Origin of the sequence: Rhodococcus sp. IEGM 1302 (assembly GCF_030056935.1) — a bacterium.
Taxonomy (GTDB): domain Bacteria; phylum Actinomycetota; class Actinomycetes; order Mycobacteriales; family Mycobacteriaceae; genus Rhodococcus_F; species Rhodococcus_F qingshengii.
This window is the reverse complement of the sequence record NZ_JASHKY010000038.1, coordinates 15718-35933: the sequence shown is the minus strand read 5'-3', so window position 1 is coordinate 35933 and position 20216 is coordinate 15718. Positions and strand designations below refer to the sequence as shown.

22 protein-coding genes are annotated in these 20216 nt (G+C 61.4%); 7 read left to right on the top strand and 15 right to left on the bottom strand.

Going from position 1 to position 20216, the window contains the following annotated elements; genetic code table 11:
• Nucleotides 1-33: 33 nt before the first annotated feature.
• Nucleotides 34-1143 (bottom strand): dual-specificity RNA methyltransferase RlmN, encoded by a 1110-nt coding sequence (gene rlmN, locus QM609_RS27505; RefSeq protein ID WP_003942816.1) that lies wholly within the window; start codon nt 1141-1143, stop codon nt 34-36.
• A 102-nt stretch (nt 1144-1245) separates the two neighbouring features.
• Here rlmN and QM609_RS27500 point away from each other — a divergent pair, with 102 nt between their 5' ends.
• Together QM609_RS27500 and QM609_RS27495 are read left to right on the top strand one after the other, a co-directional pair.
• Entirely contained in the window at nt 1246-1656 is a 411-nt protein-coding gene (locus QM609_RS27500; RefSeq protein ID WP_073512295.1) for a LapA family protein, read from the top strand.
• Nucleotides 1657-1751: 95 nt separating this feature from the next.
• On the top strand, nt 1752-2594 hold the full coding sequence (locus QM609_RS27495; RefSeq protein WP_030535660.1) for an HpcH/HpaI aldolase/citrate lyase family protein: 843 nt from the start codon (nt 1752-1754) through the stop codon (nt 2592-2594).
• A 79-nt stretch (nt 2595-2673) separates the two neighbouring features.
• Here QM609_RS27495 and QM609_RS27490 read toward each other — a convergent pair whose 3' ends face one another.
• The 6 genes from QM609_RS27490 to rpsB form a co-directional block, all read right to left on the bottom strand.
• Nucleotides 2674-3402, bottom strand: coding sequence for a class I SAM-dependent methyltransferase (locus QM609_RS27490; protein ID WP_050656821.1), 729 nt, complete (start codon nt 3400-3402; stop codon nt 2674-2676).
• Nucleotides 3403-3408: 6 nt separating this feature from the next.
• Nucleotides 3409-4305, bottom strand: coding sequence for a phosphatidate cytidylyltransferase (locus QM609_RS27485; RefSeq protein ID WP_050656822.1), 897 nt, complete (start codon nt 4303-4305; stop codon nt 3409-3411).
• A gap of 48 nt (nt 4306-4353) precedes the next feature.
• A complete protein-coding gene (frr, locus tag QM609_RS27480) occupies nt 4354-4911 on the bottom strand; it encodes a ribosome recycling factor (RefSeq protein ID WP_042924420.1) in 558 nt (185 codons plus the stop codon).
• A 43-nt stretch (nt 4912-4954) separates the two neighbouring features.
• Nucleotides 4955-5683 carry a UMP kinase gene (pyrH, locus tag QM609_RS27475; protein WP_003942722.1) on the bottom strand — a complete coding sequence of 243 codons (729 nt, stop codon included), beginning with the start codon at nt 5681-5683 and terminating at the stop codon, nt 4955-4957.
• A gap of 200 nt (nt 5684-5883) precedes the next feature.
• A complete protein-coding gene (tsf, locus tag QM609_RS27470) occupies nt 5884-6711 on the bottom strand; it encodes a translation elongation factor Ts (RefSeq protein ID WP_007734877.1) in 828 nt (275 codons plus the stop codon).
• Nucleotides 6712-6863: 152 nt separating this feature from the next.
• Nucleotides 6864-7721 carry a 30S ribosomal protein S2 gene (gene rpsB / locus QM609_RS27465; RefSeq protein WP_003942709.1) on the bottom strand — a complete coding sequence of 286 codons (858 nt, stop codon included), beginning with the start codon at nt 7719-7721 and terminating at the stop codon, nt 6864-6866.
• A 307-nt stretch (nt 7722-8028) separates the two neighbouring features.
• Between rpsB and QM609_RS27460 the strand changes: the two genes are divergently transcribed.
• Entirely contained in the window at nt 8029-8529 is a 501-nt protein-coding gene (locus tag QM609_RS27460) for a M23 family metallopeptidase (protein ID WP_042924423.1), read from the top strand.
• A gap of 25 nt (nt 8530-8554) precedes the next feature.
• Here the strand turns inward: QM609_RS27460 and QM609_RS27455 are convergent, their stop codons facing one another.
• Nucleotides 8555-9664: a MinD/ParA family ATP-binding protein gene (locus QM609_RS27455; RefSeq protein ID WP_003942711.1), complete on the bottom strand. Its 1110-nt coding sequence runs from the start codon at nt 9662-9664 to the stop codon at nt 8555-8557.
• A gap of 123 nt (nt 9665-9787) precedes the next feature.
• Nucleotides 9788-10714 (bottom strand): tyrosine recombinase XerC, encoded by a 927-nt coding sequence (locus tag QM609_RS27450; RefSeq protein ID WP_042924466.1) that lies wholly within the window; start codon nt 10712-10714, stop codon nt 9788-9790.
• An 84-nt stretch (nt 10715-10798) separates the two neighbouring features.
• On the opposite strand from QM609_RS27450, the gene QM609_RS27445 reads away from it, so the two are divergent.
• The gene (locus tag QM609_RS27445; protein ID WP_042924467.1) at nt 10799-11971 is read left to right on the top strand and encodes a multidrug effflux MFS transporter; all 1173 of its coding nucleotides are present in this window, start codon (nt 10799-10801) and stop codon (nt 11969-11971) included.
• On the opposite strand, the gene QM609_RS27440 is transcribed toward QM609_RS27445, so the two are convergent.
• From QM609_RS27440 to QM609_RS27420, 5 genes are all read right to left on the bottom strand, one after another.
• Nucleotides 11968-12738, bottom strand: coding sequence for a siderophore-interacting protein (locus QM609_RS27440; protein ID WP_050656823.1), 771 nt, complete (start codon nt 12736-12738; stop codon nt 11968-11970). The two genes, QM609_RS27445 and QM609_RS27440, sit on opposite strands and share 4 nt — an antisense overlap.
• A gap of 293 nt (nt 12739-13031) precedes the next feature.
• A complete protein-coding gene (locus QM609_RS27435; protein ID WP_003942721.1) occupies nt 13032-13391 on the bottom strand; it encodes a histone-like nucleoid-structuring protein Lsr2 in 360 nt (119 codons plus the stop codon).
• Between the two features lie 461 nt (nt 13392-13852).
• The gene (gene dprA, locus QM609_RS27430; protein WP_050656824.1) at nt 13853-14980 is read right to left on the bottom strand and encodes a DNA-processing protein DprA; all 1128 of its coding nucleotides are present in this window, start codon (nt 14978-14980) and stop codon (nt 13853-13855) included.
• Nucleotides 14977-16485 carry a YifB family Mg chelatase-like AAA ATPase gene (locus tag QM609_RS27425; protein WP_007734866.1) on the bottom strand — a complete coding sequence of 503 codons (1509 nt, stop codon included), beginning with the start codon at nt 16483-16485 and terminating at the stop codon, nt 14977-14979. The genes dprA and QM609_RS27425 overlap by 4 nt, the downstream gene beginning before the upstream one ends.
• On the bottom strand, nt 16485-16841 hold the full coding sequence (locus tag QM609_RS27420; RefSeq protein WP_039973464.1) for a YraN family protein: 357 nt from the start codon (nt 16839-16841) through the stop codon (nt 16485-16487). The genes QM609_RS27425 and QM609_RS27420 overlap by 1 nt, the downstream gene beginning before the upstream one ends.
• Before the next feature lie 262 nt (nt 16842-17103).
• On the opposite strand from QM609_RS27420, the gene QM609_RS27415 reads away from it, so the two are divergent.
• Complete coding sequence (locus tag QM609_RS27415) at nt 17104-17838, top strand: hypothetical protein (RefSeq protein ID WP_030535439.1); 735 nt, start codon at nt 17104-17106, stop codon at nt 17836-17838.
• A gap of 115 nt (nt 17839-17953) precedes the next feature.
• On the opposite strand, the gene QM609_RS27410 is transcribed toward QM609_RS27415, so the two are convergent.
• A complete protein-coding gene (locus QM609_RS27410) occupies nt 17954-18760 on the bottom strand; it encodes a helix-turn-helix transcriptional regulator (protein WP_007734863.1) in 807 nt (268 codons plus the stop codon).
• Nucleotides 18761-18904: 144 nt separating this feature from the next.
• Between QM609_RS27410 and QM609_RS27405 the strand changes: the two genes are divergently transcribed.
• Both QM609_RS27405 and QM609_RS27400 read left to right on the top strand, forming a co-directional pair.
• A complete protein-coding gene (locus tag QM609_RS27405; RefSeq protein ID WP_030535438.1) occupies nt 18905-19912 on the top strand; it encodes an iron-siderophore ABC transporter substrate-binding protein in 1008 nt (335 codons plus the stop codon).
• An 81-nt stretch (nt 19913-19993) separates the two neighbouring features.
• Nucleotides 19994-20212, top strand: coding sequence for a hypothetical protein (locus QM609_RS27400; protein WP_003942716.1), 219 nt, complete (start codon nt 19994-19996; stop codon nt 20210-20212).
• Nucleotides 20213-20216 lie beyond the last annotated feature (4 nt).

Here is a 20216-nt window from a genome sequence, read left to right as displayed (position 1 = left end):
CCTTCTCTTTACGTGTTTCAGGCCTGGAACGTTTCAGTTCTCGGCTGCCAGCTGGCCACAGGCTGCGGCGATTTCCTGACCGCGCGTATCGCGCACCGTGCACGAGACGCCCTGGGCGATGACCCGACGCACGAACTCACGCTCGACGTCCTTGGGGCTCGCGTCCCACTCGCTGCCCGGAGTCGGGTTGAGCGGAATCAGGTTGACGTGCACCAACCCGCCAAGTGCTTTCTTCAGCTTCTTGCCCAGCATGTCCGCGCGCCACGGCTGATCGTTGACGTTCTTGATCATCGCGTACTCGATGGACACACGGCGACCGGTCTTGTCTGCGTAGTACCGGGCAGCCTGAAGTACCTCCGACACTGACCAGCGATTGTTGACCGGGACAAGAGTGTCGCGCAGTTCGTCGTCCGGTGTGTGCAGCGATACCGCCAGCGTGACGCTCAGGCCTTCGTCAGCGAGCTTGCGGATAGCGGGAGCGAGGCCGACGGTCGAGACCGTGACGGACCGCTGAGACAGGCCGAGGCCGTCGGGTGCAGGCGAGGTGATCCGTCGTACCGCTGCCACCACACGCTTGTAGTTCGCCAAAGGCTCGCCCATACCCATGAACACGACGTTCGAGAGGCGTCCGGGGCCGCCGGCGACTTCACCGTCGCGCATGGCGGCCGCTGCCTCGCGAACCTGATCGACGATCTCGGCGGTCGAGAGGTTGCGGTCGAGGCCGCCCTGACCCGTCGCACAGAACGGGCAGGCCATTCCGCAGCCTGCCTGACTCGAGATGCAAAGTGTTGCCCGGTCGGGATAGCGCATCAAGACGCTTTCGAGCAGCGTTCCGTCATGTGCCTTCCACAGGGTCTTGCGAGTGTCGCCCGAATCGCACGCGAGGTGCTTGATCGGGGTCAACAAGGTCGGGAACAGCGACTCCCCCACCTTCTCGCGCACCGATGCGGGGAGATCGGTCATCTTCTCCGGATCGGCTTCCAGCCGCGCGTAGTACTGACGCGCCAGCTGATCGGCCCGGAAAGCCGGAAGGCCGAGCTCTTTCACCGCTTCTTTGCGCTCGGCGGAATCGAGATCGGCGAGGTGCCGTGGAGGCATTCCGCGCTTGGGTGCAGTGAAAACGAGGGGAAGAGAGGCAGCCATAGTTACACCATTGTCCCATTGTTTTGGGGTGCTACCCCACTGCCACCCGATTGTGGCCGGATTACCCGTGCAACTTCGCGTAGGTTGAGTGATGATCATGTCATGTCAACCACACCAGAGGATCCGTCGAATTCCCCCGTGTACGGCCCAGCCGACGGTTTCGGCCCCGATCCGGAACTTCCGAAGGTGGACGAGAACAAGGCAGTGGAAAAACACGATCCGGAACCGACACCGACGCCTGAACCGGTGCCGACCGGAACGTCGGTCACCGACCGAACCAGAGCCGCCACGACCTGGGTTGGCCTGGTCATAGGTGCAATCGTGTTGATCTTACTGCTGGTGTTCATCCTGCAGAACCTCGAGAGCGTCTCCGTCAAGATCCTCGCCTGGCAGATCGACTTTCCGCTCGGAATCACGATCCTGCTTTCCGCCATCGCGGGCGCATTGATCATGGCGTTGGCAGGCGGCGTTCGCATCATTCAGATCCGGCGCGCAGCGAAGCGGCAGATGTGACTGAAATCTAGTTACGCAATTGGGTCGATCGATGGGCCAGCAGGCATCATTGATGTCGTGGAAATCACCGGAAAGGCCCTGATGTGACTACTCACATGGAGAGACCTGTGACCTCGCGAATTGCCCCGCAGCAGGCAAGATCCTGGCTCCTCGTCCCCGCGTCCAAACCGGACACCTTCGACGCCGCACTCGCGAGTGCGGCCGACGCCGTCATTCTCGACCTCGAGGATGCCGTCACCGCACCCAACAAACCAGCTGCCCGCCGCGATGTCGCCGCATTCCTGAGCGAACACAATCACGCCTGGGTTCGGATCAACGACGCCACGACACCGTTCTGGGAAGAGGATCTGGCCGTACTCGCGGGCCTCCCCGGACTCGAGGGTGTCATGCTCGCAAAGACCGAAAGCGGTCAGCAGGCCGACGCCACGGCCGAGCGACTTCCCGACGGCACCAAGATTCTTGCTCTCGTCGAATCCGCGGTGGGACTCGAGGCTGCGCCCGAGATCGCACGCACTGACGGCATCTTCCGTCTCGCATTCGGCAGCGGCGACTTCCGGCGCGACACTGGGATGGACGACTCCCCCACGTCGATGTCGTACCCGCGTTCGCGGCTCACCATCGCCAGCCGCGCGGCACGCATCGCTCCGCCGATCGACGGTCCCACGCTCGGCCCCGATCTGGATCTGCTCGCCCGAGACTGTGCGATCACCTTGTCACTCGGCATGGCCGGCAAACTCTGCATGACCACCGCGCAGACTGCCCCCGTCAACGCAGGACTGAGTCCCTCTGTAGCCGACGCGATCTGGGCTCAGAATGTCATCGACGATCTCGGCGAAGACGGCTCACGCGTGCGCGACGGCAGCGACTTGCCCAAGCTCGCCAAGGCGAAGAAGATTCACAAGCTCGCCACCCTGTTCCACATCCCCACCGATCACTGATTTTTTTACTACTGAATCGGTGCAGAAAACGTCAGGCGCTCAAGTCGGAGCGCCTGACGTTCGTCTTTTGAGCCCGCCTTCACGCAAGTTCGAGTGATCGTGGTTTGGACCGAACATGGATCCGGTATCGCACCGTGAAGCCCAATCCCGTTACTTGCGAGAACGCACGCTCGGCAGTCTTCTCGGTGAACTCGATTCCGAGTACCCGCCGCATATCGTCTCGATTCTCGAACTCCCACCGGGTCTCGACGCGCGTGAGCGAGAATCCTTGAGCCTCGAAGAACGCTTCGACCGCCGCGGGATCGTATTTGGGCAGATCCGCCCTCATCCACTCCCCGTACGGGCCGGCGCTCACATCGAGATCCACGATCAGCAAGACTCCCCCGGGCCTCAGGATGCGCATGGCCTCACGAATTCCCGGGCCGCAGCCTTTTCCGAAGAAGTACGCCGTACGGGCATGAACGAGATCGACTGAAGCATCCACCAGACCCGTGGACTCTGCTGAACCCTGGACTACGTCGATCGACGCCGAATCGCGGGTTCGTTCCCGCGCGGCCCTCACCAGCGGTGCGTGCGGCTCCACTCCGACAACACGACGGGCAGCACGAGCGAACTCCGGTAGATGGAACCCCGCCCCACAGCCGACATCGACGACATCGCGTCCAGACCAGTCGACCTGGGCTCGCATCGCGGCCCAGAGGGAACCGTCGACATCCTGCGCACGGTTCTCGATTTCGTACACGTCCGGCCAATGCCAGATGTTCGGACTGGGAATGGGCTTGGATCGGCCGGAGAAGAAATCACGCACGAGAAATCAGACGAGTGCGTACAGAATCAGCCAGGTGACAAATGCCGACGGCAGGAGTGAATCCAGGCGGTCCATGATTCCGCCGTGGCCGGGAAGCAAGGTTCCCATGTCCTTGATGCCGAGTTCACGCTTGATCTGCGATTCGATCAGGTCGCCGACCGTCGCGACTACCACCAGGACGACACCGAGCAGGACGCCGATCATCGAATTCGCGTCGAGGATCAACGTCACCGAAAGCAAACTGCCGATGACGCAGAAAATGAGGGATCCGACGAATCCCTCCCAGGACTTCTTCGGGCTCACAGCGGGCACCATCGGGTGCTTCCCGAACAGCACTCCAGCCGCGTAGCCGCCGATGTCGGAGCACACGACACCGATCATCAGGACGAAGACGCGACCGGGGCCGTCGTCTTCGAGCACCATCAACGCACCGAATGACGCCAACAGCGGGATCCACGCCAGAACGAACACCGTGATGGAGGTGTCTCGCAGGAAGTTCTTCGGGGTCGCTTTGAGCCCGTGGTCGAACAACCGCCACACCATGCACACCAGGACGGTTGCGATGAATCCGCTGAGCACCCCGACCGGTCCCCACGGCCAGCCGAGCCAGATCGTGGCTTGCCCGCCGACGAGAAGGGGAATTCGCGGCACCTCGATGTCGGCTTCACGAAGCCGCGTGGTGACCTCCCACGTCGCGATGAACATCGCGATCGCGACGACAGCGATCCATCCCGGGGGCAGGAAGATCAAAGTGCCGATGACCAAGGCGCCGAGGCCAGCTCCGACGCCGATGGCGGCAGGTAGGTTCCTGCCCGCCTTCGACTTCGGCGGTTGCGCGCCCTCAGCGCCGCCCGTAGGCCCGTCCGTGACGGGACCACCGGCGGTTCCCTCTTGTGCGTGCACCCAAACTCCCTGATCTACTCCCGACGACAAACACTGCAAATGAGGAGGCTATACCTCCATCAACTCTGCTTCCTTGTGCTTGACGAGTTCCTCGACCGTGTGCACGTACTTCGCCGTGGTCTTGTCGAGTTCTTTCTCTGCGCGACCGACCTCGTCCTCGCCGGCTTCACCGTCCTTCTGGATCCGGCTGAGTTCGTCCATCGCCTTGCGGCGGATGTTGCGCAGCGTGACCTTCGAATCCTCGCCCTTGGACTTGGCCTGCTTCACCAGTTCACGTCGACGCTCTTCCGTGAGCTGCGGAACCGAAATGCGGATGATGCTGCCGTCGTTGGACGGGTTCACACCGAGATCCGAGTTGCGGATCGCCGTCTCGATCGCGTTGAGCTGCGAAGCCTCGTACGGCTTGACGATGACCATGCGGGCCTCGGGGACGTTGATGCTCGCGAGCTGCGTGATCGGCGTGATCGAACCGTAGTAGTCGATCACGATGCGCGAGAACATACCGGGGTTCGCGCGTCCGGTGCGAACCGAGCCGAGATCGTCCTTGGCTACCGTGACAGCCTTTTCCATCTTCTCTTCTGCCTCGAAGAGCGCTTCATCGATCACGGCTGTTCCTCCATGTTGTTCTGCATCATTTTTTGGGTGTCACTCACGACTTGATCAGGGTGCCGATCTTCTCACCGGACACCGCGCGAGCGATGTTTCCTTCGGTGAGGAGGTTGAACACCATCATCGGCATCGAGTTGTCCATGCACAGGCTGAATGCCGTCGCGTCCGCGACCTTGAGCTCACGTTCGATGACCTCACGGTGCGTGATCTGTTCGTACATCGTCGCGTCCGGGTCGAGACGCGGGTCGGCCGAGTAGACGCCGTCGACAGCCTTGGCCATCAGCACTACCTCGGCACCGATCTCCAGCGCGCGCTGCGCAGCAGTGGTGTCAGTCGAGAAGTAGGGCATACCCATCCCGGCACCGAAAATGACTACGCGCCCCTTCTCGAGGTGCCTGCGTGCGCGAAGGGGGAGGTACGGCTCGGCGACCTGGCCCATGGTGATGGCCGTCTGCACGCGAGAATCGACGCCCGCCTTCTCCAGGAAATCCTGCAGAGCGAGGCAGTTCATGACGGTGCCTAGCATGCCCATGTAGTCGGAGCGCGCGCGATCGAGGCCACGCTGCTGCAGTTCCGCCCCGCGGAAGAAGTTTCCGCCGCCGATGACCACTGCAACCTGTACGCCCGATCGAACGACCTCTGCGATCTGCTCAGCCACCTTGGTGACCACGTCGGGATCGAGACCGACTTTGCCGCCTCCGAACATTTCGCCGCCGAGTTTGAGCAGGACCCGCTTGAATCCTGGACGTTCGTTGGCTGGTTCGGACATTGTTCTCCTCAGTTCGATACAAGACCTTGTAGGTCCTTCATTCTTCTTCTGCCGCCGAATCGGACACCGCGGCATAGGAAAGCCCCCGGGACTCGTCCCGAGGCACTCTCATCCTGCCTCATCGGAGGCCCCAGGTACACGTAGACCCCGCCGGTAGAGCAAATGCTCTTCAGGCGGGGTCCATGTGTGCGGGCTCCGAATTAAGCGGAGGCGCCGACCTCGAAACGCACGAAGCGCTTGATGGTCACGCCTGCCTCGTCGAGGATCGCCTTGACGGTCTTCTTGGAGTCCGTGACCGAAGACTGCTCGGTCAGAACGACGTCCTTGAAGTAACCGTTGACGCGGCCTTCGATGATCTTCGGCAGTGCCTGTTCGGGCTTGCCTTCTGCGCGGGCGGTCTCTTCGGCGATGTGACGCTCGGAAGCGACGATCTCCTCGGGAACCTCGTCACGCGTGACGTACTTCGCCTTGAGTGCTGCGACCTGCATTGCAGCGCCGCGAGCGGCCTCAGCAGCAGCATCGCCTTCACCGGTGTACTCGACGAGAACGCCGACAGCGGGCGGCAAGTCGGAGCTGCGCTTGTGCAGGTAAACGGCAACGGGGCCGTCGAAGGAAGCGACGCGGCTCAGTTCGAGCTTCTCACCGATCTTCGCGGACTGCTCCGCAATGACGGTGTCGATGGTCTTGCCGTCGAGCTCGAGCGCCTTGAGAGCGTCGAGGTCAGCAGGCTTACCAGCAGCAGCGACGGTCACGATCTCGTCGGCCAGCTTGATGAACTCGTCGTTCTTGGCGACGAAGTCGGTCTCGCAGTTGATCTCGATCATGACGCCGTCCTTGGCGACGACGAGACCCTCAGCGGTGGTGCGCTCTGCGCGCTTTCCGACATCCTTCGCGCCCTTGATGCGCAGCTGCTCGACGGCCTTGTCGAAATCGCCGTCTGCATCTGCGAGTGCGTTCTTACATGCCATCATTCCGGAGCCGGTGAGCTCACGGAGCCGCTTGACGTCAGCGGCGGTGTAGTTCGCCATGATTAGCGAGCCTCCTCATGTGTCTGTTTCGGACCTAGGACTAACGGTGAAGCACGGCCTAACGGTGAAGCACGGCCTGACGGTGGTGCTCGGGCCTAACGGTGAAACGGCCCTGACCAAAAGAACTCTTGGTCAGGGCCGGTTTCAACGAATCAGGCCTCGGTGGCCGGTGCCTCTGCGGCGGGGGCTGCCTCAGCCTCTGCAGCCGGAGCTGCCTCAGCCTCTGCGGCCGGAGCTGCCTGCGAGAGCAGTTCCTGCTCCCACTCGGCGAGGGGCTCGCCTGCGCCGGCTTCGGGCTTCGCGTCCTTGTCGGCGCTCAGTCCTGCACGTGCCTGCACACCTTCGGCAACCGCGGAAGCGACAACCTTGGTCAGCAGTGCTGCGGAACGGATGGCGTCGTCGTTGCCCGGGATCGGGTAGTCGACGAGGTCGGGGTCGCAGTTGGTGTCCAGGATCGCGATGACCGGGATGTTCAGCTTGCGAGCCTCGGCAACTGCCAGGTGCTCCTTGTTGGTGTCGACGATCCACACCGCGGAAGGAACCTTGGCCATGTCGCGGATACCACCGAGGGTGCGATCCAGCTTGGTCATCTCACGCGTGAGCATGAGGATTTCCTTCTTGGTGCGACCTTCGAATCCACCGGTCTGCTCCATTGCCTCGAGCTCCTTGAGGCGAAGCAGACGCTTGTGAACGGTGGTGAAGTTGGTGAGCATGCCGCCGAGCCAACGCTGGTTGACGTAGGGCATTCCGACGCGAGTCGCTTCGGAAGCGATGGACTCCTGCGCCTGCTTCTTGGTACCGACGAAGAGAACGGTGCCGCCGTGGGCAACGGTCTCCTTGACGAACTCGTACGCCTTGTCGATGTACGTCAGCGTCTGCTGGAGGTCGATGATGTAGATGCCGTTGCGGTCGGTCAAGATGAATCGCTTCATCTTCGGGTTCCAGCGACGGGTCTGATGTCCGAAGTGGGTTCCACTATCGAGCATCTGCTTCATGGTTACGACAGCCATGGCTGTGTACCTCAAACTTTCAATCCGGTTGATGCAGGCGATCGGGTGATCCCTGCCCTGGCACCCGCACGGCCGTCGGACCTGTTTCGTGAGAACCAGGACCAGCCGAGGCCGGAAAACGTGCGCGGGCGCGCGAAGTCGGACTGTGCGAGCACAGACCGCTCGACAAGTGTACGTCCTCGTCCCCCGATGCCATAACCACCCCGGTAGCAACAGACCGAACCGGCGGTTGTGGATCGGCGGCTACCTTGTGGATTACCCGTCTGATCTGCATTGAAGCGTGCGCTACTCCACGCAAGATCAAGGAATGACGATCTTGCGCGGAGCTCGACGAGGCGTGGTATTTGCCGTGATCTCCTGCTGTGTCGCCGTAGGCACGGCGTCAGCAGACACGCGATTCGACTGGCCGCTCGCTCCTCGGCCGCACGTGGAACGCGCTTTCGACAAACCGGCCGAGAACTGGCTGCCGGGTCATCGCGGGGTCGATCTCGGCGGCAGCGCCGGCCAATCCGTCCTCGCGGCCGGCGACGGCATCGTGGTGTTCGCGGGAGTGGTCGCCGGAAAGCCGACGGTGTCGATAGATCATTCCGGCGGCCTACGCACGACCTACGAACCCGTCACCGCAGTCGTTCGCACAGGTGAACGCGTCGCAGCCAGGTCAGTGATCGGAACCCTCGAAACCGGGCACGAAGGGTGCGCTGTCGAAGCATGTTTGCACTGGGGCTTGCGCAGAGGACGCGAGTATCTCGATCCACTCGGACTGGTTCGGTCGCAACCGCTCAGGCTCAAGCCATTGAAAGGAGGCTGATCGGTCGCAGAAATCGGTCGCAGAATCAGTGCCATTCGGAAACGGCGTGCCGACCCACAGCGTCCGCGAAGTCGTCGGCCACCATCGCTGCCAGTTCCATGAACGCTCGTCTGGTGGCCGGTCGCATCAATTCGAGGTCCATCACCGACCCCTCCGCGAGATGCTCGTCGAAAGGAATGACCTCGACGGCGCGGCATCGACGCATGAAATAGTCCACCAACGCGTCCATGTCGATGACGCTCGACCCGGGTCTGGCGGCGCTGATGACGACGACGGTCCGCTCGACCAGATGGCCGTATCCGTGCAACTGAAGCCAATCGAGCGTTGCCGCTGCACTGCGCGCTCCGTCGATTGCCGGCGAACTGACGAGAACCAACGAATTGGCAAGATCCAGAACGCCGTTCATCGCCGAGTGCATGATCCCGGTACCGCAATCAGTGAGGATGATGTTGTAGTAGACCTGCAAGATGTCGATGACCTGGCGATAGTCGGCCTCGCTGAATGCCTCCGAAATCGCCGGATCCTGCTCACTCGCCAGCACCTCGAGACGACTCGACGACTGGGATGTGTGCACTCGAACGTCCGAATAGCTCTTTATGTCCGGTCTAGCAGCAATCAGATCGCGCACTGTCGAATTGGTCTGCAGCGGAACACGTTGTGCCAAAGTCCCGAAATCGGGATTGGCGTCAACCGCCACGACGCAGTCACCACGCAGCGAAGCAAACGTCGCACCGAGTCCGACCGTGACCGTCGTCTTGCCCACGCCGCCTTTGAGCGAGAGCAGAGCGACTCGGTAGTCGTTGCGGATCGGCTGCTCGATTCGGGCGGCCAGTGCACGGTTGCGCTGTTCGTTGGTCGAATCCCCCAGATTGACCACACCTCCGGTCGCACGATGCAATCCCCTTCGCCAGCCGCCACGCGGCGTCCGTTTCGGGCGTTTCAGTAAAGCTTCGGCAACCAGATCCTGGTTTGTCACCTGCTGTTGGCTCGACGGTGGCGGTGGCGTGGACCAGACCTCTTGCAGTCGCGCCACAGGCTCCGGCGTCGGCGCCGGCTCGGGAGCCGGTTGCGGCGATTCGGACAGCCAGGCTGGTTGGCCGCTGTTCGGCAGGTGCTTCACATCTTGGCGGTTCACGAATCCCCCGGATATCGCATGTAATCGAGTGTCTCGATACGACGATCGAACTTTGCCGATTGTTCACTCTTCTGAGCTGCGACGCTACCAAATACCGGCCGAGAACTCGCGTCGCTCCACAAATCAGGCGCGCGGATGGGCCTGATCGTGGACGGATCGAAGCCGTTCGACCGACACGTGCGTGTACAGCTGAGTGGTCGCCAAACTCGCATGACCGAGGAGTTCTTGGACCACACGAAGGTCCGCACCACCCTCCAGCAAATGTGTCGCAGCCGAGTGCCGAAGCCCGTGCGGACCCATGTCGGGAGCCCCTGGAATTGCAGCCATGGTTTCGTGGACCACCGAACGCGCCTGACGCTGATCGAGCCGGCCGCCTCGAACTCCGAGGAGCAACGCTCGCCCGGACCGATCCGAACACAGCGCGGGTCGTCCGTGCTCCAGCCAGCCGTTCAGTGCCGATTCTGCGGGCAGGCCGTATGGCACCGACCGCTCCTTGTTCCCCTTGCCGAGAACACGAAGCAATCGTCGATCGGCATCGACCGACTCGACGTCCAGTCCACACAACTCGCCGACGCGAATTCCGGTGGAGTACAACAATTCCACGATGAGTCGGTCTCGCAGGGCGAGCGGCTCTTGTTGCTGCGCACCGCTTTCCGCCGCATCCATTGCGTCGAGGGCCTGGCTCTGACGCAGCACCGTCGGCAGCGTCCGGCGAGCTGGTGGAGCCGCCAGACGTGTGCCCGGGTCGACGGAAATGCGTCCGGTCTGCGCGAGCCACGCAGTGAACCCACGCGCCGAAGAAGCCCGTCGAGCTACCGTCGTACGGGCTATTCCTACGGCATTCTGGGCGGCCAACCACGAACGCATGACACTTAGGTCGAGGCGGTCGAGATCTGCATTCTCCGAACCCGCGGAGAAATGGGTCAGCAATGCCCGCGCGTCACCGACGTAGGCGCGGATCGTGTGTTCCGACCGGCCTCGGCTCAGTCGGAGGTGCTCGGCATACGCATCGAGGTGAACGCTCAAGCTCGCCGGCAATGCGTCAGTCATGAACACACGCTCGCTCGCCGCGATTGAAACTGCAAGCTCCCTCGCCGATAGGGTTGATCGGTGAATCGAGCAATTCCTGTGAAGATGTTGTGCGTACTGGCACTGATTTCCGCAATCGCTCCACTGTCCATCGACATGTACCTGCCCGGCCTACCGTTGATGGCGGATGCACTCGACACTACTGCGGCCAGCGTTCAGCTCACGCTGACCACCTTCATGGCAGGCCTCGGAATCGGCCAGCTGATCATCGGTCCGATCTCCGACGGACTTGGCAGGCGACGAATACTGCTGGCCGCGACAATCATCACGGCACTGAGCGGCGCGGCATGCGCGGTGGCGCCGAACATCGAGTTGCTCATCGGTGCACGACTCGTCCAGGGCTTGAGTGGAGGCGCTGCCATCGTTCTTGCCCGCGCTTGTATTGCCGACCGAGCGCGTGGCGACGACGCAGCGAAGCTCTTCAGCATCATGATGATCATCGGCGGTATCGCTCCCGTGGTCGCGCCACTGATCGGCGGCGCACTTCTCGGCCCCGTCGGGTGGCGCGGGATCTTCTGGGTCCTGGCGGTCGCGGGCGCTGTAATGGTGGCTGGTGTCGTTTTGCTCGTTCCCGAGACACTTCCGCCCGAGCGACGCCACGGCGGCGGATTGAAGGCACTGATCTCGAATCTGCGATACGTGGTCCGCAATCGGCACTACCTCGGATATGCGCTCGCATTCGTCTTCGGATTCGGCGCCTTGTTCGCGTACATCTCCGCGTCACCGTTCGTCGTTCAGAACGTTCTCGGGCTGAGTCCGTCACAATTCTCGATCGTGTTCGCAGTGAACGCCACCGGAATGGTCACGGCAGCGATGATCACCACTCGCCTGCTCGGTCGCGTCGGAGCACGCACGCTGCTGCGTTTCGGGGTGCGCCTACTCCTCATGGGCGGCGCCGTATTGTTCTGCACCAGCGTGGTTTTCAGTTCCACGAATACCTGGTTGATCTTGGTCCCACTGTTCGTGGCAATTTCGAGCATCGGGTTCATCATGGGGAATGCGACCGCTCTCGCCCAAGGAGAGGTCACCAACGCGGCCGGGACCGGTTCAGCGCTGATGGGAGCGGGCCAGTTCGGCTTGGCGGCGCTGGTTTCGCCGTTGGTGGGAATTGCGGGAGAAGACACGGCAGTTCCGATGGCAATCGCAATTCCCACCTTCGGAGTTCTCGCGGCCGTTGCGCTCGTGTTGCTGACTCGCGGCACGGCCGCCGCGAGTTAGTTTTCGGCCGCGGCGAGTTCGGACTTCCAGACCCGGAAGCCCTCTTCGGTGCGACCACGACGCCAATAGCCGGAAATGGAAGCGGCCGACGCCGGGACATTTCGTTCCTTGCGAATGTACGGCCGGAGGTTGTGCATGACGGCTTGCGCTTCACCGTGAATGAACACGTGCGGTTCGCCCGGCAACCACTCGAGAGCCTTCACCGCGGCGACAACCGGAGCGTTGTCGCCCGCCAATTCTTCGCCGACCGCGTCGGACGATGCCCCGCGATGCAGCCAGGTCACGGCAATACCTTCTGGGGCATCGAGCGCGATTTCGTCTTCCGGTCCCCCGACCTCGACGACGGCGTAGCCGACCGCATGCGGCGCCAATCGCGCTATCGACGCGGAAATAGCGGGTATCGCGGTCTCGTCTCCGACGAAGAGATACCAATCAGCGGTTGGTGACGGCGAAAACGCGCCACCGGGTCCCCGCAGAGTAATCTCAGCGCCCGGCTGAACTGACGCGGCCCACGGACCTGCGACACCCATGTCGCCGTGGACGACAAAATCGATTGCAATCTCTTTGGCATCAAGATCGTACGAACGAATCGTGTAGGTGCGCAGTGTCGGCTGATCAGGAGTGCCGAATTCGATCTTTACATAGGAATCGCTGTATTCGCTGGGAGTGAACGACTCGAAGCCTGGTCCCCCGAGAAACACTCGTACCATATGGGGGGTCAATTGTTCGGTCCGCAGAACCGTCAATGCAGTTGTCGGCTTGGCCACAGAAAGATCCTTCCGAAAGTTAGTGTTACCTAACTAATGTACACGACAATTGCAGCACGAGGGCGAAATACCTCGCCGGCGACTCCACACAGCGCTCTGTCGACCTTTGTACAGAGCGAAAGAAACCGACCAATCTGCTGGGTAAATTCGGTGCTGTTTAGACGAATTATCTGATCAGCTTCACACGGACGACCTGTCGGACAAAGCTGTCCGAGAACTCGGCAAAGCAACAGTAAAATACACCTCTGGCTCCCGGCGAGTTCGCCGAGAGCCAGAGGTGTATTTAATTCAATCTAGTGTGCAGCGTCGAAAGCGTCGATGATTTCCGCTTTGATACGCCCACGCGGAGCAACTTCGTAACCGTTCTTACCTGCCCAGTCACGGATGGCCTGGAGCGTCTCCTTGGAGCGTCCGGAACCTGATGTGGCCTGCGGAGATGCAGCCTGAGCCTTCTTGCCGCGCTTCCCGCTCACCTTCGCAGCAGCCTCCACGAACGGCTTCACCGCAGCGTCGAACTTCTCTGCATTGGTGGCGCGCAGATCGATCACGTAATCCGTTCCCTGGTAAGAGAACTCAATTCGATCACCGAATCCATCGTCAATCGGCTTACCATCAAGGTCGTCGATGAGTTGCCGAATCAGCTTCTCAGCCATTGCACTCCTCTTTCAATGATCGATTCAATTCTCCTTCACAATACACAGATAGAGCGTTGATGAACAAAAGAAGTTCGAAAGCCTTCACCGTTTCCGAACAGACTCAATGGTCCGAATTAGCAGCGGGTTAGCGGCATTGCCTCGACCGAACACGACCCTGAAAATTCTGCACATTCATCCCTCGGATGCCGGGTGTCAATCAATGCCCGCCGTCATCGTGATCCAGACTAATCGGACTTCCACGCACATTGACCTGAGGCTTTCCTGAGACCCGTCGAACTTGCAGGTCGGGTCGGCGAAACGCATCGAGAATTACATTGCACACAGTCGAGCAAATTCGTGAAAAATAGCCCTGACGTGCCATTTCCGATGCGCTGCGGGTATTGACGATTCACGGTCTTCGCAAACGATTAGTGAGCATCGCCACGCATGGTCTGACGGGCGCAGAAGTAGTTCACGTACTACCGCGTCCGAAACCAACCACTGGAATCAGAACTTGCAAATCCCTCCAGTTCGAGCAGAGGAAGAGTGGCACGAACCTGAGCTATGAGCAATCCCGATTCCTCGGACAACTCACGCGTACTGCGAGACCCCGTTCCCGGCAATGCTTCGTATACCAATCGAGAATTGCCTCGCAATGCGTCGATGTCACGCGTCGCGGCTGCATCCTCCGCGGAATCCCCGACACCAAATGGGCCTGAAGCTTCGACTACATCCACGGCATTGGAAACGAGTTGCGCTTCACCTTCGCGGATCATCCGGTGACATCCGGTCGACGATGCCGAGGAAACCGGTCCGGGCACCGCCATCACGGGACGGCCTAACTTCCGAGCCCAATTGGCGGTATTGCGTGCACCACTGCGCCAACCCGCCTCGACCACCACTACTCCGTCCGACAACGCAGCTACCAGTCGATTCCTTGCCAGAAACCGGAACTTTGCAGGTGTTGTGCCCGGCGGATATTCACTTATCACTGCACCCGAACTCGCTATCTGTTTGAGTAGTCGCGCATGCCCTGACGGATACGCCCGATCCACGCCACAGGCCAAGACAGCCAGTGTGGTTCCACCTACGCCCAATGCAGCGCGGTGCGCGGCCCCGTCGATACCGAAGGCCGCCCCGGAAATCACGGTCCACCCGTCGACAGCCAGGTCACCGGCAATCTCTGCCGTCACGTGTTCGCCGTACACAGTAGATGCCCGCGTGCCCACAATTCCAACCGATCTCTCGGTCAGATCAACCAAATCCCCGGACCCCAACACCCACAACACAAATGGCGCCGTCCCACCCCCGGAGGGATCGAGTCCGTCAAAGGAAAGCATTCGCCACGCCGGCCAATCGGCGCAATTCGGTGTTACGAGTCTGCCACCCATCGCCTCCATCAGGTCGAGGTCTCGTTGGGCTGTGTCGATGTGAGCGCGGGCTCGCGTCTTCTCCTCGATCGCGGGTGGCAGATCGCCGTTGCGGACCGCCCTCGCAGTTTCTTCGACCCCGAGCTCGTCGATCAACATGGACATATACGCGCTTGGGCCCTGCACGACGCGGGACAGATATGCCCAAGCGAGTAGTCGTGGATCGTGTGCAGTCATTGGAATCCCCTGTCTCGGAAGTCGAGTGCGGTGACAACTTGGTCTGGTCCGGGCATCGCCTCACCTGCCAGATCGGCGACACTCCAGGCAACCCGCAACGCTCGGTCCGCCCCACGAGCAGTGATGACACCTTTACGCAGCGCCCGTTCCACCGGCGCCAGCGCTGCACGCGAGAGTCTGAACTTCTGTCTCAACGCCGGCCCTGGTACCTCCGCGTTGGTCCGCCACCCGTACTCACTCCACCGCTGGGCCGCAGTGTCTCGAGCCGCCGCCACGCGCGCACGAACATCGCTGGTGCTTTCTCCCACTTCGTCGATCAGCGCGCCGGTTGCAACGGCCTGCATCCGAACCCTGATGTCGACTCGGTCCAAGAGCGGGCCGGACAATTTCCCCAGGTAACGGCGACGCGCCGCGGGTGCGCAGACACAATCCGCGTCTCTCGGTGGCGCGCATGGGCAGGGATTGGCGGCCAGGATCAGCTGGAACCGCGCCGGGTACCGGGCAACTCCGTCCCGCCGGGCGATTCGCACTTCCCCGTCTTCGAGTGGTGTGCGTAGCGCTTCGAGCACCTTCACCCCGATCTCGGCACATTCGTCGAGAAACAGCACGCCGCGATGGGCGCGGCTGACCGCACCAGGACGAGCCATCCCACTACCACCACCCACCAGCGAACTGACCGACGAACTGTGATGCGGCGCAATGAAAGGCGGCATATCGATCAACGGCCGATCCTCCGGCAACACCCCCGCCACCGAATGAATCGCCGTCACCTCCAACGACTCCCCCTCCGTCAACGGCGGAAGAATCCCCGGAAGCCTCTGCGCCAACATCGTTTTCCCGATCCCCGGCGGACCCGTCAACATCAAATGATGCGCACCCGCCGCAGCAACCTCGATCGCCCACCGAGCATCCGTCTGCCCGACAACCTCACTCAAATCCCGCACCGCCACCACACCAGCACGCTCGAAAACATCAGGAACAGCAAGCGCCAACTCCCCACGCAACCACCCGATCACCGCGGACAGATCGTCAGCGCCCAGCACCTCGATCCCCTTCACCAAGCCCGCCTCAGCCAACGCCCGAGCCGGAACCACCACAGTCCCCCACCCCGCCCGCTTCGCCGCAAGCACCGCAGGCAACACACCACGCACCGTCCGCAAACGACCGTCGAGCGCCAACTCCCCCAAAAACACAGTCTCCCGCAACAACTTCCGCGGCAACTTCTTCGCCGCATCGAGAACTGACAACGACAAAGCCAAATCGTAAACACTGCCCACCTTCGGCAACGTCGCCGGCGACAACGCCAAAATCACCTTGCTGTCCGGCCACTCCTCACCAGAATTGGTCACCGCCGCTCGAATCCGATCACGCGACTCGTGCAACGCCGTATCAGGCAGCCCCACCAAATGCACCGCAGGCAACCCGCGCCCGATATCCGCCTCGATCTCCACTATCTGCCCGTCCACACCACTGACCGCAACAGAATGCGCCCGCCCCAACGCCATCAGAACGCATCCACAAAATGCTCGACCGAAGGCACGCCGTCCCGGCCGATCAACACCGCCACCACATCGAAACGGACCCTCGACCACGACCGGCCCGAATCAGTGAGCCAGTGCATCGCCAACACCCGAATCCGACGCTGCTTCGCGAACGTCACCGACTCCGCCGGACTCCCGTACCCGGCACCCGAGCGAGTCTTCACCTCCACGAACACAATTCGATCACCGGACGTCGCAACAACATCCAACTCGCCGTACCGACAACGCCAATTGCGTTCGACAATCTCCAAACCCGCATCAATCAGGAACTCGACAGCCACATCCTCGCCCCGAGCCCCCAACGCCATATTCCTCGCCATCGCAGCCCCCACCACTCACACCCCGCGCCCGCCCATACGAAACGCGTCCCAACCACCACCCTCAACCCACCACCACAAAACCAAGCCATCCGAAAACAACCTGTTCACAACTCGGAACCTGTGGAATTCGGCAGCGCGACACACCAACGGCGACCCGAAACCTGACAATTTTCTGAAATCAGCCACATCTTGGACGAAAGTCCAGTAGAACTAGTTACAGTTTTGCTCAAACCGTCACGCACCCCGCTGAATGGAGTTCTACATGGCCCGCCGCTCACTTCGCCACGCAGTAGCAACCACTACATCCCTCGTTCTCATCGCCGCCGGCGTCACTGTTGGACTTGGAGCCTCGGTGGCGCAAGCAGCACCGGCATGCGCGCTCAACCAGTCGGTCACCGACAGTTGGGCCGGTTCCCTCGGGACGCCGTACACCGTCAGCAAGGAGGTTGTCGGCGACGGCAAGGTCGCCCCGGGCCAGACGGTCACCTACCTGACAAAGGTTTCCGGTTCGGGAGCACTCGTCAATCAGATCCGCGATTTCCACCCGGCAGGATTCCAGCTGGTCAAGGCTCGCCTGAACGTCAAATGGCTTATCGGCGACCAGAAGTGGGACGACGTCACCAAGACCGTCGTCGTCGGCAACAACTCCGTGGTGGCAAAGGGCGGCGGATGGACCACTGCTGGTGGCGGCATCATCGCATTGGAGACCACCTACAAGGTTCCCGATAACGCAGTTGTCGGCTCTCAGCTCGACAGCGGCGCCGGCACCAACATTGTGCTGGCGGCGGGCGACTGGGACATCAATCCGATGGGCGTGTGCGTCACCATCCGGCAGCCGAACCCCGTCGAGGCCGGCGCCGGAAGCCTCGAGGACATGGGCTTCGGCTCACTCAACTCCGGATCGGGCCAGGTATTCGGCTCCCTGACCGACCCGCAGGGGTCGATGACCAATGTCATCAGCGGCGTCCTGGGCAATGTGCTCGGCAACATGAGCTGACTCAGTTCAGATTAGTAAATGGGCCGAGCCACCAGCACATGCTGGCAGCTCGGCCCATTTCTACGTTGCCGAACAAAGCTTTGCCGTCAACCGAGTTCAAGAAATCATCAGCAAATCACCGCGTCAGCTTTCCGCCGTACCGGGCCGGCGTCGTACCGAAGGTTTCCCGAAATGCGGCGATGAACCCGCTACTGGTTCGGTAACCCACCTGCGGGGCAACGTCGTTGACACCCTCACCCCGCGCGAGCATCTCGAGCGACGCATACATTCGGGCGCGAGTCCTCCACTGTCCGAAGGTAATCCCGGTATCGGCGACAAAGGCACGCATCAAAGTCTTGGAACTGACCCCGAGTTCACCCGCCCACTCCCCTAATGTTCGCGAGTCTGCCGGATCGGCAAGGATGCGGGCAGAAACCGAACTCGCCGCAGCATTGCGAGGAACCGCGAGGACGTCGTGCCGTTCGGGCGCGGCAGCAAGAATGTCGTAGAGCAACTCCTGACTCATCAACCGCCGAGCATCGTCGATGGTCCGATCTGCGAGATGGCGCAGCAATTGAGCGGACAGAGCATCGACTTCGAGAACCAGTGGCTGAGTCCACCTGGGCCCGCCAGGGCGTAGATCCGGACGCGCATAGGCCGCGATCATGCATCCCGCCGACAGAAGCGTCATGTCGTGGAGAACGGTGCCCGGCAACCAGACCAAGTGCTCGCTGTGCAGGTGCCACACGTTGCCCCCGGCAGCAATCTGCATGGTCCCTTCACTCATCCAGGCGATCTGATGCTCGGGGTGTCGGTGAGCCCCGTACGCGGTCACGCCCTCGACGACGTTGGTGTAGACCTGAAAATCTTTGAATGTCCGTCCGCGACTATCGGGCAGCGCTAGCAAGGACTTTGGGCGAGTCGAGTACTCGATAGTGGACATTTTGCGTCTTTCTGGGCGTATCCGAGTCCATCCTGAAGGATGGACCGACGATCCTGCAAAGGTTAGCCTCACTTTATTGCTGACGCGACCAGCTCAGCACTTCACGCGGACCTCAGATCACTTCGCCCACCACTTCGAAGGAGCATGCACGTGCCCTCACATAGCACCCGAATCCTCGCCGCCTTATTCACGACGGCCGCGATCATCGGGTTCTCGACCGCCTGTGGAACCTCGCAAGGCGTCGACACCGCATCAGCGACCCAGAGCAACGACGCATTCCCCGTGACGATCGAGCACGCACAGGGTTCGACGACAATCGATGCCGAACCGCAGCGGGTAGTGACACTCGGATACACCGATCACGAACCACTGCTCGCCTTGGGAGTCGAACCCGTAGGCATGGCCGAATGGTGGGGGTCCGGCATGGATGAAAGCTGGCCGTGGACGAAGAATTATTGGAAGGGGAAAACTCCGACCTACATCAACAGCGGCGGAGACTTCAACTTCGAGCAAATCGCCTCCCTCGCACCAGATCTGATCCTCGCGCTGTACGCCGACATCGACACGGAAACCTACAAGAAGCTGACCTCGATTGCGCCGACTGTCGCGCAGAGCAAGGACTACGACGCGTACACAACGCCGTGGACCGACATGACGCTCACCGCCGGGCGCGCCCTCGGCAAAGGACCACAAGCTCAGCAACTGATCACGGATACCGAAAACGCGTTTGCCGCCGCCCGCGCTGCACACCCGGAGTTTGCCGGGCAAACCGCAACGATCGTCAACCTCGACACTCCCGAGGGCTACGTGTTCTCGTCGCACGACCCACGCGGCATTTTCCTCTCGTCACTCGGGTTCACCCTCCCCGCGACCGTCGACGCATTCGTCGGCGACCAGTTCGGCGACTGGATGCCGAACGAGCGATACGACATCCTCGAACCCGTTGATCGTTTGATCGTGATGGCCGACCCGGAGGGAGAGAAGGCCCTCGCCGGCAACACGCTCTACCAGCGACTACCCGCCGTGAAGAGCGGAAATGCGATGGTCGTGCGGTACACCGCAGATCCACCCGTCGGCGCGGCGATGTCCGGCAATACCGTCCTGAGCATTCCGTATGCCATCGACCAACTGACAGCCACGTTGTCGAAGTAAACTACAGGGCGGGTATCGAAAATATGTTCGAAGAGTGTTAACCTCGGGGTCAGGAAGCACTCACGGACATCGAGGATCACCATGGACGAGGTACCGGACACCGCGTTAGATCTGGCTCGACTGGTCGACGAGCTGACGGTTCTCGACCAGCGACGCGTCGACATCGGCGAGAGTTTGGTTCATCTCGAGTACCTCTACTCCCAGATGGGCGCACGGCAACAAGCAGATGCTGCCCGAAAAGCCTTCCAGGAGAAGTACGTCGGACGAATCTACGAACTCGCAGACGGCCTGCGAACCTGAAAAG

Bases quoted from the DNA above. Each gene is read 5' to 3' on its own strand.
- QM609_RS27400 (WP_003942716.1), top strand. From the start codon at position 19,994: ATGGACGAGGTACCGGACACCGCGTTAGATCTGGCTCGACTGGTCGAC.
- QM609_RS27450 (WP_042924466.1), bottom strand. From the start codon at position 10,714: ATGACTGACGCATTGCCGGCGAGCTTGAGCGTTCACCTCGATGCGTAT.
- QM609_RS27420 (WP_039973464.1), bottom strand. From the start codon at position 16,841: ATGGCGAGGAATATGGCGTTGGGGGCTCGGGGCGAGGATGTGGCTGTC.
- QM609_RS27460 (WP_042924423.1), top strand. From the start codon at position 8,029: ATGACGATCTTGCGCGGAGCTCGACGAGGCGTGGTATTTGCCGTGATC.
- QM609_RS27405 (WP_030535438.1), top strand. From the start codon at position 18,905: ATGCACGTGCCCTCACATAGCACCCGAATCCTCGCCGCCTTATTCACG.
- QM609_RS27410 (WP_007734863.1), bottom strand. From the start codon at position 18,760: ATGTCCACTATCGAGTACTCGACTCGCCCAAAGTCCTTGCTAGCGCTG.
- QM609_RS27435 (WP_003942721.1), bottom strand. From the start codon at position 13,391: ATGGCTGAGAAGCTGATTCGGCAACTCATCGACGACCTTGATGGTAAG.
- rlmN (WP_003942816.1), bottom strand. From the start codon at position 1,143: ATGGCTGCCTCTCTTCCCCTCGTTTTCACTGCACCCAAGCGCGGAATG.
- rpsB (WP_003942709.1), bottom strand. From the start codon at position 7,721: ATGGCTGTCGTAACCATGAAGCAGATGCTCGATAGTGGAACCCACTTC.
- QM609_RS27425 (WP_007734866.1), bottom strand. From the start codon at position 16,485: ATGGCGTTGGGGCGGGCGCATTCTGTTGCGGTCAGTGGTGTGGACGGG.
- QM609_RS27495 (WP_030535660.1), top strand. From the start codon at position 1,752: ATGGAGAGACCTGTGACCTCGCGAATTGCCCCGCAGCAGGCAAGATCC.
- dprA (WP_050656824.1), bottom strand. From the start codon at position 14,980: ATGACTGCACACGATCCACGACTACTCGCTTGGGCATATCTGTCCCGC.
- QM609_RS27415 (WP_030535439.1), top strand. From the start codon at position 17,104: ATGGCCCGCCGCTCACTTCGCCACGCAGTAGCAACCACTACATCCCTC.
- tsf (WP_007734877.1), bottom strand. From the start codon at position 6,711: ATGGCGAACTACACCGCCGCTGACGTCAAGCGGCTCCGTGAGCTCACC.
- pyrH (WP_003942722.1), bottom strand. From the start codon at position 5,683: ATGTCCGAACCAGCCAACGAACGTCCAGGATTCAAGCGGGTCCTGCTC.
- QM609_RS27500 (WP_073512295.1), top strand. From the start codon at position 1,246: ATGTCAACCACACCAGAGGATCCGTCGAATTCCCCCGTGTACGGCCCA.
- QM609_RS27445 (WP_042924467.1), top strand. From the start codon at position 10,799: ATGTTGTGCGTACTGGCACTGATTTCCGCAATCGCTCCACTGTCCATC.